The 14,429-nt window shown below is 36.8% G+C and carries 14 protein-coding genes; 5 read left to right on the forward strand and 9 right to left on the reverse strand.

Annotated elements, in window-relative coordinates:
• Window positions 1–788: 788 nt before the first annotated feature.
• The 4 genes from CaldiYA01_RS11595 to CaldiYA01_RS11610 all read right to left on the reverse strand — a co-directional run bounded on the left by CaldiYA01_RS11595 (window position 789) and on the right by CaldiYA01_RS11610 (window position 5,738).
• Window positions 789–2,834 carry an Athe_2463 domain-containing protein gene (locus CaldiYA01_RS11595; RefSeq protein ID WP_207179916.1) on the reverse strand — a complete coding sequence of 682 codons (2,046 nt, stop codon included), beginning with the start codon at window positions 2,832–2,834 and terminating at the stop codon, window positions 789–791.
• A 25-nt stretch (window positions 2,835–2,859) separates the two neighbouring features.
• Complete coding sequence (locus tag CaldiYA01_RS11600; protein WP_207179918.1) at window positions 2,860–4,455, reverse strand: hypothetical protein; 1,596 nt, start codon at window positions 4,453–4,455, stop codon at window positions 2,860–2,862.
• 234 nt (window positions 4,456–4,689) lie between these two features.
• A complete protein-coding gene (locus tag CaldiYA01_RS11605) occupies window positions 4,690–5,463 on the reverse strand; it encodes a M48 family metallopeptidase (RefSeq protein WP_207179920.1) in 774 nt (257 codons plus the stop codon).
• Between the two features lie 83 nt (window positions 5,464–5,546).
• Window positions 5,547–5,738 carry a hypothetical protein gene (locus CaldiYA01_RS11610; RefSeq protein ID WP_207179922.1) on the reverse strand — a complete coding sequence of 64 codons (192 nt, stop codon included), beginning with the start codon at window positions 5,736–5,738 and terminating at the stop codon, window positions 5,547–5,549.
• 541 nt (window positions 5,739–6,279) lie between these two features.
• On the opposite strand from CaldiYA01_RS11610, the gene CaldiYA01_RS11615 reads away from it, so the two are divergent.
• From CaldiYA01_RS11615 to CaldiYA01_RS11625, 3 genes are read left to right on the forward strand one after another with little or no spacing between them, the layout of a single operon-like run.
• Window positions 6,280–6,576 (forward strand): ArsR/SmtB family transcription factor, encoded by a 297-nt coding sequence (locus tag CaldiYA01_RS11615; RefSeq protein ID WP_207179924.1) that lies wholly within the window; start codon window positions 6,280–6,282, stop codon window positions 6,574–6,576.
• 6 nt (window positions 6,577–6,582) lie between these two features.
• Window positions 6,583–7,554: a permease gene (locus tag CaldiYA01_RS11620; RefSeq protein WP_207179926.1), complete on the forward strand. Its 972-nt coding sequence runs from the start codon at window positions 6,583–6,585 to the stop codon at window positions 7,552–7,554.
• Window positions 7,555–7,588: 34 nt separating this feature from the next.
• Window positions 7,589–7,828: a thioredoxin family protein gene (locus CaldiYA01_RS11625; protein ID WP_207179928.1), complete on the forward strand. Its 240-nt coding sequence runs from the start codon at window positions 7,589–7,591 to the stop codon at window positions 7,826–7,828.
• A 112-nt stretch (window positions 7,829–7,940) separates the two neighbouring features.
• Here CaldiYA01_RS11625 and CaldiYA01_RS11630 read toward each other — a convergent pair whose 3' ends face one another.
• Window positions 7,941–8,858, reverse strand: a complete 918-nt coding sequence (locus tag CaldiYA01_RS11630; RefSeq protein WP_207179930.1) for an AraC family transcriptional regulator — start codon at window positions 8,856–8,858, stop codon at window positions 7,941–7,943.
• Window positions 8,859–9,024: 166 nt separating this feature from the next.
• Between CaldiYA01_RS11630 and queF the strand changes: the two genes are divergently transcribed.
• Complete coding sequence (gene queF, locus CaldiYA01_RS11635; RefSeq protein ID WP_207179933.1) at window positions 9,025–9,420, forward strand: preQ(1) synthase; 396 nt, start codon at window positions 9,025–9,027, stop codon at window positions 9,418–9,420.
• A 23-nt stretch (window positions 9,421–9,443) separates the two neighbouring features.
• On the opposite strand, the gene CaldiYA01_RS11640 is transcribed toward queF, so the two are convergent.
• Both CaldiYA01_RS11640 and CaldiYA01_RS11645 read right to left on the reverse strand, forming a co-directional pair.
• Window positions 9,444–10,019, reverse strand: coding sequence for a Uma2 family endonuclease (locus CaldiYA01_RS11640; RefSeq protein ID WP_207179935.1), 576 nt, complete (start codon window positions 10,017–10,019; stop codon window positions 9,444–9,446).
• Window positions 10,020–10,097: 78 nt separating this feature from the next.
• A complete protein-coding gene (locus CaldiYA01_RS11645; RefSeq protein ID WP_207179937.1) occupies window positions 10,098–10,748 on the reverse strand; it encodes a hypothetical protein in 651 nt (216 codons plus the stop codon).
• Window positions 10,749–10,979: 231 nt separating this feature from the next.
• Here CaldiYA01_RS11645 and CaldiYA01_RS11650 point away from each other — a divergent pair, with 231 nt between their 5' ends.
• Window positions 10,980–12,419 (forward strand): MFS transporter, encoded by a 1,440-nt coding sequence (locus CaldiYA01_RS11650; protein ID WP_207182860.1) that lies wholly within the window; start codon window positions 10,980–10,982, stop codon window positions 12,417–12,419.
• A 52-nt stretch (window positions 12,420–12,471) separates the two neighbouring features.
• Here CaldiYA01_RS11650 and CaldiYA01_RS11655 read toward each other — a convergent pair whose 3' ends face one another.
• Window positions 12,472–13,167 (reverse strand): hypothetical protein, encoded by a 696-nt coding sequence (locus CaldiYA01_RS11655; protein ID WP_207179938.1) that lies wholly within the window; start codon window positions 13,165–13,167, stop codon window positions 12,472–12,474.
• Between the two features lie 97 nt (window positions 13,168–13,264).
• Window positions 13,265–14,320, reverse strand: coding sequence for a [FeFe] hydrogenase H-cluster radical SAM maturase HydE (gene hydE, locus CaldiYA01_RS11660; protein ID WP_207179940.1), 1,056 nt, complete (start codon window positions 14,318–14,320; stop codon window positions 13,265–13,267).
• Window positions 14,321–14,429 lie beyond the last annotated feature (109 nt).

Consider the following 14,429-nt stretch of genomic DNA (forward strand, 5'->3'; position numbering starts at 1 on the left):
AACACTATGCCTTCGTGTTTTGTTTTCGGGATGAATTTCTCATCCCTAGGCAGCAGGGCGCCAACACGAAGGAAAAGCCCCAATGCGCTTCTATATTTTACGTCCCGAAGCTAGGGAGAGGCTTGCTGCCACAGCCCGGTATGCTTTTAAGGTGCATACCACACCTTACTTGCTCTCTTCGATGAGTATTCTAAAAATCCTCTACTTTTATTATACCCTTCTTAGCTTAATTTGAAAACGTACTTTTTATTTTTACATTTTTGTAGACGTATTTTTCATACACTTTCCCTGACAGTTTTTATTATATACCCTAACTTTAAAATTTGCAACACAGTTTGATGCCAGGATTCTCAAGAGTTTTAGCTACTGGCACAAGCCTTGTTTGGGCTTTTGAACCAGGTGTTTTGTAGCTGATATGACTTTTTTATGCAGCACTTTTGTGAAATCGTTTACAAATCTTTTCCCTGCCTCTTTGCCTGTTTTGTCGCTTAACCCCAGCTCGAAAGCCCTTCTCAGGTTTGCCTGCTTCCTGCAAACCCGTTTGTATTCTTGTTTTGTGCCATATACCGGAGTCTGTTTTGAGCTTTCGAGCTGTCCTGTGTCTGCTGGGGTTTCAAAAAGTTTGATTTGCTTTGAATTAATTTTAGAATAGCGAACATTTGTTGGGGTAAGCAAAGTCTAATCATCGTTTTTACTCAATCCCCTTATAAAATCACTTATCAATTTCAATTTATTTCCTGGCATCTTAGAAACTACATTAATTAACTCTAACAGCGCAGGAGAAAGTTCTATTTTTCCTTCAGAAAAAAATCGACCAATGTATTTTCGCTATGAACTGCTGTGAATACCCATTTTTGAATTGTCTTAGCCCCTGTCTCGCCCACCTTTGCAGTGGCTGAGATTTTTACTGTGTATGTAGTTGGATTGCCATTCTTATCAAGATTAATTACATCATTTGAATTTGCAAAAAGCACTGGTGTATCAGAATTTTCTTTCACACTGACTCTTGCCTGGACAGGTGCAGGAGGGTTTGACCAATCTGATGTATGCAAATTCCCGTTTGGGTCTTTCAAAACGTACCTGACCTTGCCGTAGTATGCCGGTGTACCTTCCTTGCCCGGCTGGATGTATGTTGTGTTGTAATCAAAAGTTTTGCTCTGTGTAAAGCTTGTGATGGATGTTGCTGTTGTATCATAGCTTTCGCTGTAATCCGGTGTTGTTGCACTTTGAACCCTGCTTCTGTCTTTGTCAATCACAAAGTCAAGTCTCACAATCCTCCAGCCTGCTGGTACTGTCATACCCGACACTTTTACAGGTTTTACTTTGTGCTGGATTGTGGATGGGTTGTACTGACCGTTTGAGATTACAACTTCGCTGTAAGAAGGAGTTACTGAAAGCTCAAGCTGTGGGTCTGACAGAGAAGGCTTTTTGATTATTGTGATTGTCTGGCTTGCTGAGTTGTAGGAATCTACATGGTAACCTGCTGTAAAGAATACTCTTACCTTGGCACTTATCGTTATTGTGTTAGTACCTGTTTGTAAAAGATTTGATGGTATTTGAATATTGTAATCGCTCGATCGGCTTGTGAAGACTGCTTTACTATTGTCAGATTGATTTCTCTGATAATCCCCTTCTCTGTACCTATTTTCACCTGTCACACCTTTGTAAATAAGCTGGTCTGTGTAATCAACATCATTGATTTTAAAGTAGTTTAAAACTGTGTAGTATCTTGCGTCGTTTCTTGTAAAATACCATATGTCTACTATGCTATGGTTGTAATCCTTATAATCGTAAAATACACCTTTAACTGTTAGGTTGATATTAGCTGTAGAGTTTTTCGCAGGGTCAAATACAAAGGCAGAACCATCTGATGTTTTAGGTAAATTTGAACTACCGTATGAAATACTGTAGGCTACTACGTCCTGCTGGTCTGGCAAGAACTTGTTAATTGCACCAGTAAATTTTACAGGTGCAACTTTTCCGTTTTTCCTGAAAAACAGGATTATTTGCAAATATCCTTCCTGTGCAGAACCTATTATAACGCCTTTGCTGAAAAGTAAATCTTCTGTAAGCCAGGAAAGTGCATTGATGTATGAACCATCTATATCTTTATTTGAGCTCACAGCTCTGAGATAGTATCCGCCTTTCACGTATGTGTTGTAAATTTTATCTTTCTCTTTACTACCCAAACTATTTGTTCTGTACTGTGCAACCAAACTGTTATATTGGTTCCTGACATCACTATCTGTTTTTGATGCAAGGTTTGAACTTGTCAGGTCTGACCACTTCAAAAAATCATCGCCAGTTTCCGACCAGTAAGGATTTTGATATGGCTGACGGCTCATGTCATATCCATCGTATTTGAATATAACTCTGGTTGCACCAGAAGTATTAGGCGGTACTATTGTTGCAATGTTTGGCTGGTATTCTTTTATCCACCAGTAACCGATTGATGATGGTTTCCAAGGATTTGCACTGTAACTTACTTTGGTTGCACCATAAGGATTGCCCTGTACATTCCCCGGCAGTCCATATACTGCTTTCCTGTAGTCTATTGCGTATTCGGTGTTGAGGTAAAAGGTGCCGTAACCCTGTTTGTCTATTTTTTGGTCGCTATTTATGTCACCGTGAAGTATATCCCTTATAACATCTGTTCTTGTTATTCCATTATAACTATCAAAACCACCTTCATAATAATTATTGGCTACTGCACTATAATCAATTGCATATGCTTTTGTTAAGGGCAAAAACTGAGCTACAAGTTCAAATACAAATACCAAGATTAAAAATAAAGCAAGGGGTTTATTTTGTCCCTTGCTCTTGAATATTTTCATCCTCGAAAACACCTCCTCAGCAGAATCAGTACGTCCCATCATATAAAGATATCTGAGCTGCTGTTGTTCCTATCGCACCATATTCTCTATTAAAAACTATTCCAACAGAGTCCTCCGAACTAAGAAGCACCAACCTCTTTTCAGTTGTAAGTCTATATTTGCAATACAACAGTTGCCACAGTTCATCTATTCGGTACGTTATTGTCTTGCCTGTATGGTAGTAGAGAACACAGTATAAACCGTCAGGTTCATATCCCCTTGCTTCTTTAAACTTATAATTATATCCATAATCATCGATAGTATCATTTTTAAATGTCAGTTCATCAAACACAACTCTTTTGCTTTCATCAAATATCTTTGTTATCATATCAACTGCTTCTGCCCTTGTTAAAGCCTTACCTGCATTGAACCTTATATCAGGCACGTTCATTACAGGTGGATATCTTGGAACACCTGTCCATGCATCAGCAATCGGTTTAAAGTTTTTATAAACGTTTTTAAATATGTTCATATCAACATTGGCTTCTGGTTGGATTATGCCAAGGTCTGCAAGTCTTGCTATTGCCTCTTGATAGAGTTTCGGTATTGAATCATAGTCCCTGCAAATGTATTTAAACCTTGTCCAGTCAAGTGGGAGCTTCCTTGGCAGTTTCATAAGCCACCTGTTAAGTGCTTCATTCGTCACAGGATTGAGCTCTGCTGTCCACTGCCAGTCATCTACATTTGTGCTCTTGTACTTGCCAAATTCAAGCCATGGTAAGAATATCTGGTAGTATAATTTCCCTTCGCTCTTGTCATCTTTAAAAGTAAAAAACGAATATCCTTCACCCCAGCCACGAGGAAAATCTTTAGGAACATAAAATAACGAATACAGCTGTCTGTTAACATTATCTGGTACTGCAAATTTTTTATCGGAAATACTCTTACTTGCTAAAAATTTGTAATGTCCCAACACCCACACTTGAGCTTTTAATCTTTCTGAAGGCATATCAAACTTGACTTTGTCAGGGTTCTCTTTCATAAACCTCTGCAAAACCTTCCACCAGTCAAGCGGCAAAAAGTAATCTTTTAGCCTGTTCCATACATGCACTGTCTTAACTGTCCCGTCCTTATAATACTTGTCAATCACAACAAGGTCATATGCCATAATAGCGTACTTTGAGTTAAAATGTGCCCAAGGGCTATTATCCCATTCTGGTGGAGTCCACGCAACATAAGCACCTCTGAAATTGTGAGTTACATCCCCTCCTGACCAGAATGTGTAATCTACCGGTGACAGTACAACTGTTTTGACCGGTATATTCTTATCCTTAAGCTCTGGCACTGCATTGATGAGCTTCCACACAATGTAGCTTGCCTGAGCTCGTGTTATGGGTCTGTCTTTTTTGACCTCACCGGGAATCAAGCCCATTTTGACTGCCTTTCCCCAGTAGTCAGCTATACCATTTGGCTTTACTTTTGCACCTATTAAGAACGATGTTACAAACTCGCCTGCTGTGATGTAGTCTATTTTGTTTATTGCTGCCTGTACTTTCTGTGTGATTGTTCCTGCCTGTGCTACTGGGAAGGCAAAGGTTAAAAGCAGGCTCAAGATTACAATAAAGCTTACAAACTTTTTCATGGTCAATCACTCCTTTTTTTGTTTTTTAAACCTCTCATTATTGTTATACCACGCTTTTAGAAAAACAGGCACAGAATTTTGCCTACCAAAAAAAAACAGAAAGCCACGGCAAGGTTTTTTCTGCAAACCTGTACCGTGGCTAACTTACCATTTAAACCAAGATTTATCTATTGGTAGTTCCACGTTTTTTATATGTAAAACACAATAACTTTGATATACAACTTTTGCATTTTTTTAAATAGACTCAAAGCTATAAACTTGTGAATTATCTTGAGCTGAGTTAACATAACGCAAAAATTCCTTCACAGCTTCTATTCTTTTTACTAAGCAGGGATGAGTAGAAAAAAGTTCTGCAAAATTCATCCAAAAACTTTTATCCTCTCTTGCTCCCTTTAAAAGCTCATCGATATCAATTTTATTATACAAATCCTTGCCTGCTGCAAGTAAAGTCAAACCTTTTAAAGAACCATTTGGTGAATAATATGCTCCATATCTGTCTGCTGTATATTCACATGCTCTCAAATAAGCATACCCAAGCAATGGAATTAAAAATATGCTCAACTGAACAAGCCATCTGTATTTTAGATGATTTGCTTTAAGATGTCCAAGTTCATGCGCAAGAATGAACTTAACCTCATCAATGCCTTGTTTATATGCCAGTTCTAAAACATCTGCATAAATAACTACAAAATTTCTTCCAACAAATCTTGTAGCAAAAGCATTTAGAAGTCCCCCACCTTGAATTAGATAAATATCTGGGACTTCATCAAATCCCATTTGTTTTGCCATCTGTTTGTATTCATTGTAGATGTCACCAAGTTGATTATAAGAAAGCTTTACAGCATTCCCTTTAATGTTTCCTATAAAAATACCTTTTGAGATGAACAAAAAAATTATTATTGGAATAACATAAAGTAAGCCTACTATGGTGAATATGAAAATTATATAAAGCACAATACTAAAAAATGCCAGAATACCAAAAAGGATTTTTTCACTTGACAGTTTCAAGTTAATTTATTTCATATAAAAAATTCCCTCCATTTACTTATAGTAATTAAAAAGGAACAATTGAAAACTATTTTAATTTTTTTCTAAAATATGATTTTTGCAATTACATTATCTTTGATTATAATACCATTCTTAAGGTTTATTTGCAAGTTTATGCGTTTGAATTGCATATTCAAAACAGTCGTTACAAGTCTTTTCAAACAATTTTGAATATCTAAAACCTCAAAATCAATGCTTGTCTCTCGTTTTTTTCTTTTGAAAGCACCAAATTTCATGCGTGCTTAAAAACATTACCTCAATCAAAAAGTTGTGAAAGTTACTTACAACCAAGCTTTTTTAAAAAGCTGGCTTTCTAAAAAACAAAAAAGCCACAGACGGCTTGCAGAAATAATTATCTGTGGTCTGCCTGTTGTGAAATTTAAGTGGGGACACTAGTTGAATTTCCCTATAACCCATAAGTTTGTTTATTGTGTTTACGCCATGAATTGTCCTATATCTAACTATATGCTTAAAATTCAATGATACCAAAACATCACATTCGTTAATGCTTGCAACTGCAATTATGTAATTATCATCGTTATCTTACCAAATAATTGACTTAATATGAACTTTTATTCAGCATTTTATAATTTCAAAACTTTTGACTTCAAAACAGAACTTGCACTGAAATATTCTATGTCCTTAAATAATTATGCTTGCTTTTTTTTAATTATTAGTTTATTATATAATTAAATGCTTATAAACTAAATGAAAGTGGGGTGTAAAAAGCACAACTCTTTCTTTTAAAGCTGAAAAAAGAAAGATTGTGCAAAAAATATGTCCATGGAAGAAAAGCTTGCAAAAGTGTTCAAAGCACTTTCCCATCCAATTAGAATAAAGATAATTCAAAGTCTTTTGAGCGGGGAAAAGTGCGTATGTGAACTTTTACAGTTTGTTGAGTTTTCTCAGCCAAACTTATCTCAACATTTGAAAATCCTAAAAGAAGCTGGTTTGCTTGAGCATCGCAAAGTGGGTGCAAATATGCACTACAGGATTAAAAATGAATATGTCAATGATTTACTGAATATTGCAGAGATCTTTATAATTGAGAGTCAAAAGACTGAAAGGGTGTGATAGCATTTGTTTTCGCCTGTTCAGAAATTTGCAGATTTTGTAACATACAATATTTTCAAAATCCCTCAGAACTCAAAGCTTGCAAGTGCTGTAAACTTTTTTATATTTGACACAATCAAGATTTTTATCCTGCTATTTTTGATTGTATTTGTCATAACCTTTATAAGAAGCTTTTTCTCACCTGAAAAAACAAGAGAAATTCTTTCACACAAAAACCAAAATATCCTCCTTGCCCACATTTTAGCAGCGCTTTTGGGAATTGTGACACCATTTTGTTCTTGCTCAGCAGTTCCACTTTTTATTGGCTTTGTTGAAGCTGGAATTCCGCTTGGCGTGACATTCTCGTACCTAATTGCCGCACCGATGGTAAATGAGGTTGCACTTGGACTTCTGTATGCAAATTTTGGTCTTAAAATTGCTCTTATTTATGTACTTTCAGGTGAGATAATTGCAATTGTAAGTGGTATTGTAATTGGAAAACTTAATCTTGAGAAGTATGTTGAGGACTATGTTTTTAAAATTAAAGTTGGAGATGTTCAAATTGCTGAGGACAAAAAAACTTTAAATCAGCGTCTCAAAGAAACACTGGAATTTACCATTGAGCTCATAAAAAAGGTATGGGTGTTTGTTGTTGTTGGAATTGGTATTGGCGCATTCTTGCACGGCTACATCCCAACAGGTGCACTGGCAAAGATTGCTGGCAAGAACAATCCTTTTGCTGTAATTTTTGCAACAGTGCTTGGGATACCTCTTTACTCAAACGCAGCAGGAATTATTCCACTTGTAAGCGAGTTTAGGCGCCTTGGAATTTCGATGGGAACATCACTCTCTTTTATGATGAGTGTGACAGCCCTCTCTTTGCCTGAGATGATACTTTTGCGAAGGGTTTTAAAACCAAAACTTTTAGCAGTATTTGTTGCAATTGTGGGTTGTGGAATTATTGTAACCGGATATTTATTTAATTTTATTCTTGGATAAAACTTTTGGAAGAAAGGAAGGTGTGATAGGAAAGATGGTTATAAAAATTCTTGGTGGTGGATGCGCAAACTGCAAAAAACTAATGGAAAATGCTAAAAAGGCAGCTGAGGAACTTGGAATTGATGCTAAATTTGAAGAGGTAAAAGACATCGAAAAGATAATGTCTTACGGTGTTATGAGAACACCTGCACTTGTTGTAGATGAAAAGCTTATATTCTCTGGCAGGGTTGCAGGTGTTGAAGAGATAAAAGAGGTTTTGAAAAAAGAGGCATAAAAGTAAAAATCTATTTTTATTGTGAGGCGGGCAGCACACCCGCCTTTTAACTTTCTATGTTGTATTTCCCATCACTCTTTTAGCTAACCAAAATTCATTTGTGAGACTTGCTCTATGAAACTCCCCCTCTTTTTCTGAACTCCAGTGCGCTCATACCTTTGTGTTTGTGAAAAACTCTTGCAAATGTTGAATACGAATCAAACCCAACCTCAAGAGCAATATCTGTCACCGGCTTGTCTGTTGAAAGAAGCAAGCTACATGCGTGCTGAAGCCTCACCTCAATCAAAAAGTTGTGAAAGTTGCTCCCAACAAGTTTTTTGAAAAGCTGGCTTACGTAAGAAGGACTTAGGTGAAACTCTTTCGACAAGGTCTTTAGGTCTATGTTTTGGTTATAATTTCTATGCACATAGTACACAAGCTGCCAGTAGTCGGTCGGAACAGGAATGCTCTCTTTTTTAGCCCTGTTTTGGACAAAGTTATAGGCAGGTTTTTGAGAGTTTTTAGCACATGCAAAATTTCTACATCTATCGAAATACGTAACTATCTCTAAAATCTTAGCTTTGAGTATTATCTCTGCCCACACATCCTGCTGGTTGTAATATATCCACGCTTCTTTAAAAAGCCTATCCATAACTTCTTTTTCCTTGCCTTCAAAGTAGTAATAGGGAAGGATATTTTCATCATAATTTAAAAGAAGTTTACCTATTCTGTAAAAAATGCTTGATGGTGCTAAAAGTTCCTCAAACGAAATAGCAACAACATAGATTGAAATAGGTTTTTGCTCCGAATAGTCTATTCTGTGAATCTGGTAAGGCATTACAATTGAGAATGTACCGGGTTTTAAGCTGTAGCTTATTGAATTTATATATTCTGTCCCCTCCCCTTTTACAACATACATACATTCAACAAAGTTGTGCCTGTGAAGCTTAAAATACCTTGGGTCTTCCCAGAAATTCAAGACAAACTTCTGTGGACGCTGGCTAACATAATCAAAAATCTCTTCTATGTAATGAGGGCTCTTTTCTGGCATTCATCATTCTCCTCAAAAATTTTAAATTTGTATGTTAATTTTCATTATACTCCAATTTACATCGTAAATAAAAGTGTGGTAAAATCATTTTAGCAGATGCTTCAAAGCGCTGCCCGGGTCGCGGCAAACCCCGGTCAAAAAAACAAGGAAAGGAAGTGCAAATTCTATGTCTGATAAGTATCAACAAAGAAGATTTGACATCTATGGGTATGAAAAGATTGACACAGAGGTCTTAGAAGCAATCCCTTATGAATACCCTGAAAAGAACACGGTAGTGGAATATATCACAGAAGAGTTTTCGTCAGTCTGTCCATGGACAGGTCTTCCTGACACAGCCCGGCTTACAATAAGGTATATACCCAACAAAAAGCTTGTCGAGCTAAAATCATTGAAATATTACCTGACATCATTTAGAAATGTGGGAATTTTGCAAGAACATGCAGTAAACAGGATTTTAGACGACCTTGTAAAACTGCTTGAACCAAAGTTTATGGAAGTGATTGGAGAGTTTCACGAACGTGGTGGTATTTCAACAAGAGTTGTGGCAAGGTATGAAAAATAACACCTTGCCACTTTTTTAATCTTTTATATGTTGCTGAAAATCTCTTCAGTTGACATTTCAAAGCCAGGCAAAGCAGAGGATTTTACCATAGCTGGATGAAAATATATTCTGCCTCTGTCAAATCCATCTTCTTCTGCTTGTATAAATACAGCAACGCTTTTTTCCTGAGGATTCACTATCCAGTACTCTTTTGCACCATATTTTTCATATAGTTTTAGTTTTATAAGATAATCCCTTGCAGATGTGTTTGGAGAAACAACCTCTATAATAAATTCTGGTGCTCCTATAATCCCTTTTTGATCAATCTTAGATTTGTCACAAATGACGAATACATCTGGCTGCACAACGTTTTTTATATCCTTATCTTCAGCTCCTTTTGGTGCAAGTATCACGTCCACAGGCGAAATGAAAGGTATGCATTCTTTTCCTTGCAGAAAAATCCTCAGTTTATGGTATATGTTTCCGCACACATGCTGATGAAAAATTGAAGGAGAGGGAGCTAAATTGTACAGCCTTCCCTCGATAATTTCATATCTGTTATCATCTTCTATATTTTTGTACTTATCATAATTGAATTCTTCTAAAATGTAGTCTTCCATAATACAAAAGCACCTTTTCAGTATGTTCTTTTCTACTTTCAATTATACACCATAAAAATTCTGCCAGCCAGCTTCTTTCTATTCAGCCCCTCCAAATATATTCACCACAAACTGCAAATTATCAAGCCTAAAGAGGGAAAAGTTGTCCCAGAAGATGCAGCTTCCACACACAATTAGCTTTCCACCGCTTTCAAACCTTTTTTGAGCAATGAGCACAGGCGATTTTTTGCCGCTGTCTGTGAGGCTTGTCTTTCTTGCCCTCAGTATAATTTCAGCTCCATTTCCCACCTCAAGCGGAGCTGAGTACGGGAACACAACCTCTTTTACACCTTTTTGATAAAGCTTTACTTCATCTGTGGTTATTATAAAAAGGTCATCTTCTAAATGGTGTACCTTATCTTTTATGCCTTCTGGCAATATGTTTATTCCATATTCTTTTGTGATGCTATTGCAAATTTCAGAGACACCATCTTTGTTTTTGAAATGTGCTGTAAAGATTATTTTCTTGCCCTTTTGCTGTAAAGCCTCTCTTATCTTTTCCTTCTCTTCATTGCTGAAAGGATTTTCTGGGTAGTTGAAAACTATGACGTCATACTCAAAAAGCTTATTAAAATCATCTACTTCCTTAATTTCAATTTTTCTTTTAAAAAGTTCTTTGTAAAGCCCTGAAAAGTAATAGCCATCTGTAATCAAAAACTCCTGATGAGTTGCGCTCCATGCAACTTTCATTTTCATTCTCACCTTGTATGTTTGATTTTTTCACAATTCAGGTGGACAAAGCTATTTAATACTTTATATAATTTATTTTACCATCATCAAAATTCCTCTCGAAAGTCTTAAAATATGCAAAATTGTTCTTTATGGTGTATTTATTTTTGTCAAAAAGTGATATTATTATATTATGTAGCTTTGAAGAATAAAAAGTTTATAAAATTTTGAAGGGAGCTATTGATAGGGACAATGCACAGTCAAGAAGACAGAAAAATAAATAAAAACATACTCATCGCAACAACACTTTCTTCTTTTTTGGTGCCGTTTATGTCAAGCGCCGTTAACATTGCTGCACCAGATATAGCAAAAAGTTTTAAGCTCAACGCTGAAGAACTGAACCTTGTGATAAGCATATTTTTGATATTCTCTGCAGCTTTCATCCTTCCCATGGGAAAGCTTTCTGACACATTTGACAGAACAAAGATATTCAAAACAGGGCTTTTGCTGTTTACACTTTCAACCCTGATGTGTGCACTCTCAAACACAGTAGAAATTCTTTTTGTCTTCCGTAGCCTGCAGGGATTTTTCTCAGCATTCACATTTGTTACATCAATGGCAATCTTGATTGAAGAACACTTACCACAAATAAGGGGAAGGCTTTTAGGGATAAACACAGCAGTTGTGTACTTGGGAACATCCTTAGGACCTTTTTTAGGTGGTTTGCTTGTAAAACTTTGGGGATACAGAAGCATATTTTTGTTTGGTTCTGTTATAGGACTTGTTGGTTCATTTGTGAGTTTATTTTTGATCCAAAAAGAAGTGAAAAATGCAAAGCAAGCAAAACTGGTTGACAGCCTTAAATCACTTGACAAAATGGGCACAATCCTGTCGATGACAGGGCTTTTTCTTTTGATGTACGGAGCCTCCACATTTGAACTGGGAAATACCTCTAAAATTTCGTTCTTTGCAGGGTTAATTTTGATAGTAATTTTTGTTGTTGCAGAGTCAAAACTTCAAAATCCCATTCTGGACGTAAAACTGTTTGTAAAAATCCCACAGTTTGGATTTTCAAACTTAGCAGCGCTAATAAACTACAGCTGCACATTTTCTGCGTCTTACCTTTTGTCGCTGTACCTTCAACTTGTAAAAGCTCTGCCATCCCAGCTTGCAGGTTTTATTTTGATTGTCCAGCCACTTTCGCAGGTTATAACCTCATTGATTGCTGGCAGAGCCTCTGAAAAGGTAGAGCCGCGAAAACTCGCAACAGCCGGCATGGTCCTCACAACCATAGGACTTTTTGTGTTTTCGCTATTTAGCAGCAAGACAAGCCTTGTGATTGTTATACTAAATCTTCTTATTATGGGAATTGGTTTTGGACTCTTTTCATCGCCGAACACAAATGTTGTCATGAGCTGTGTGCCAAAGTCACTCTATGGAACGGCATCATCAACAATTTCTGTCATGAGAGTTGTCGGTCAAGCATTCTCAATGGCAATTGTCTCGTTTGTATCAATGCTGTCTTTAAAAGGAGTAAGACTTTCGCACGAAAACTCTATCCTGATTTTAAAGAGTATGAAGACAAGCTTTTTGGTGTTTGCAATCCTTTCCATTTTGGGAATTGTTGCATCATACAAGAGAGGGAATATATACAGTGAGAACATCACAACAGAAAAAGGGGCAGTACTTTGAAAAACTAAAAAGTATCTGCCCCTTTTGTTTTTGCTTTAAATTACATCATTTTCTATTTTAGAACCTTTATATCTTCAACAACTGGATTTGATTTAGGATTTTGAGGATTTGTTTTAAAAGTTACTTCAACATAGGTATTTTCATCAAAGTAAGCTAATTTGTCAGAAACATTACTTATCTGAAGAACTATGTGTTTTTGGTCAAACACAAACTCTGCAAAGTTGTTATCTGCAAGTCCCACAAACTTCCCTTTTAGAGTCACTTTGTCAGGCTTTTTTATGCTCACAATTCGGGGGTTGCCACCATCTTGAGGTTTTTCAAACTCTACTTCAACAATCTCACCCTCTGAAAGACTTAGCCCATGAGTGAGATTTTCATTAATCTCAAATTCTTTATAATCAAAATTGGTATTTATGAGAGAAAGTTGAATTTCATGGGCATCAACACCACCATCAAATCTTGCAAAAGCCTTGTAAACCTCTGAAGAAATTGTTGTATCCTGCTGCTTTGACTCAGAACCTTGTAAGTTTGTAACCTGACCCTGCTGTGCTCGGCTTGAGCTATTTTGTTCATTTTCCCCTTGCAATTGCCGGGAAGACTGGTCTGTCTGCGAAGTTTGGTCAAGAGCAGCAGGTCTTTTACCAAGATGCCCTGTCATGTAATATCCAGACAAAATACCAAGAGCACATACTGCTACAATCAGAACAACAACCCAAACTCTTTTAGTATTGGCTTTTTCTCTTTTCATAAATATTCTGACTCCTTTTCGGTTACAAAAATCAAATCTACATTCTTAATTTATACCTATAAGTCTACAGCAACATAAATGTAAAATCAATGGAATTTTAAGACGCAGCAGCTCTTTTGTAATGCCTGCTTTGTCCTTTTCCATGTCCAACTTTTCTGCCAAGCGAAATAATGATTGACTCAATACAACCTCTGCACTTTGTCGCATCTTCATTTATGCAAATCTTCCCAGGATATAGTTCATATTTGAGTTTGTACTCAAGGTCATTTACATTTGGCATCACAATGTTTGCACCGCACATGAGACCTTTTTGTCTTCCAAGAGGGTCTAAAGTGCCAAGCGCAGTTGTTGCAGGTATGTTGCTATCTGGAATCAAAAGCCTCAAAATAGCAATGCTCTTGAGGGTCAAATCCACCGAACCTTCCTCTGCATCTTTTAGAGGCGTCTGTGGATGAGGAATAAAAGGTCCGATGCCTATCATATCTGCATCCAGCTCTTTTACAAAAAGTATATCCTGTGCTAAATCATCAATACTCTGCCCCGGAAGGCCTATCAAAAAACCTGTTCCAAGCTCATACCCAAGATTTTTGATCCATTTGAGACATTCTATCCTGTTTTCAAAGCTCATTCCGGGATGATATTTTCTATATAGCTTTTCGTTTGAAGTTTCAAATCTCATCAAAAACCTGTCTGCCCCGGCATCTTTGAATGCCTTGTACTCATCATACGACCTTTCACCAATCGAAAGTGTTATAGCAACATCCACGCTGCTTTTTATCTTCCTTATGATTGAACACAGCATGTCTTTGGTGTAATACATATCCTCACCAGACTGCAATACCACCGTGCGGTACCCCATCTGATACGCCCTTTTCGCAACCTCTACAATCTCATCTTCCTGCATTCTGTAACGCTGAGCGTGTCTATTGCTTTTTCTCAGTCCGCAGTAAAAACAGTCGTTTTTGCAGTAGCTCGAAAACTCAATAAGCCCTCTTAAAAAAACCTCGTCGCCAACATACTCTTTCCTTACCCTGTCTGCTGTTTCGAAAAGAAGTTCTTTATCCTTATCTTCTGCCATCAGCAAAAGCTTTATCTCATCTTTAGAAAGAATATTCTCATGACATGCTTTTTCCAAGATATCTTTTACTTTCATTTTATTGACTCTCTCCTGTCATAAAGAAAATTTTGAGTATTTCTATCTACTTTGCTGCTATTAATTATACCACATTTTAAACAGGTTTAAAAGCTGACTGCCATCCACC

Source organism: Caldicellulosiruptor diazotrophicus (assembly GCF_017347585.1).
Classification (GTDB): domain Bacteria; phylum Bacillota; class Thermoanaerobacteria; order Caldicellulosiruptorales; family Caldicellulosiruptoraceae; genus Caldicellulosiruptor; species Caldicellulosiruptor diazotrophicus.

What these genes read in the sequence shown, in the direction of transcription:
- hydE (WP_207179940.1), bottom strand. Translation starts at nt 14,320, where the DNA reads ATGAAAGTAAAAGATATCTTGGAAAAAGCATGTCATGAGAATATTCTT.
- CaldiYA01_RS11600 (WP_207179918.1), bottom strand. Translation starts at nt 4,455, where the DNA reads ATGAAAAAGTTTGTAAGCTTTATTGTAATCTTGAGCCTGCTTTTAACC.
- CaldiYA01_RS11650 (WP_207182860.1), top strand. Translation starts at nt 10,980, where the DNA reads ATGCACAGTCAAGAAGACAGAAAAATAAATAAAAACATACTCATCGCA.
- CaldiYA01_RS11625 (WP_207179928.1), top strand. Translation starts at nt 7,589, where the DNA reads ATGGTTATAAAAATTCTTGGTGGTGGATGCGCAAACTGCAAAAAACTA.
- CaldiYA01_RS11610 (WP_207179922.1), bottom strand. Translation starts at nt 5,738, where the DNA reads ATGAAATTTGGTGCTTTCAAAAGAAAAAAACGAGAGACAAGCATTGAT.
- CaldiYA01_RS11615 (WP_207179924.1), top strand. Translation starts at nt 6,280, where the DNA reads ATGTCCATGGAAGAAAAGCTTGCAAAAGTGTTCAAAGCACTTTCCCAT.
- CaldiYA01_RS11645 (WP_207179937.1), bottom strand. Translation starts at nt 10,748, where the DNA reads ATGAAAGTTGCATGGAGCGCAACTCATCAGGAGTTTTTGATTACAGAT.
- CaldiYA01_RS11595 (WP_207179916.1), bottom strand. Translation starts at nt 2,834, where the DNA reads ATGAAAATATTCAAGAGCAAGGGACAAAATAAACCCCTTGCTTTATTT.
- queF (WP_207179933.1), top strand. Translation starts at nt 9,025, where the DNA reads ATGTCTGATAAGTATCAACAAAGAAGATTTGACATCTATGGGTATGAA.
- CaldiYA01_RS11630 (WP_207179930.1), bottom strand. Translation starts at nt 8,858, where the DNA reads ATGCCAGAAAAGAGCCCTCATTACATAGAAGAGATTTTTGATTATGTT.
- CaldiYA01_RS11655 (WP_207179938.1), bottom strand. Translation starts at nt 13,167, where the DNA reads ATGAAAAGAGAAAAAGCCAATACTAAAAGAGTTTGGGTTGTTGTTCTG.
- CaldiYA01_RS11640 (WP_207179935.1), bottom strand. Translation starts at nt 10,019, where the DNA reads ATGGAAGACTACATTTTAGAAGAATTCAATTATGATAAGTACAAAAAT.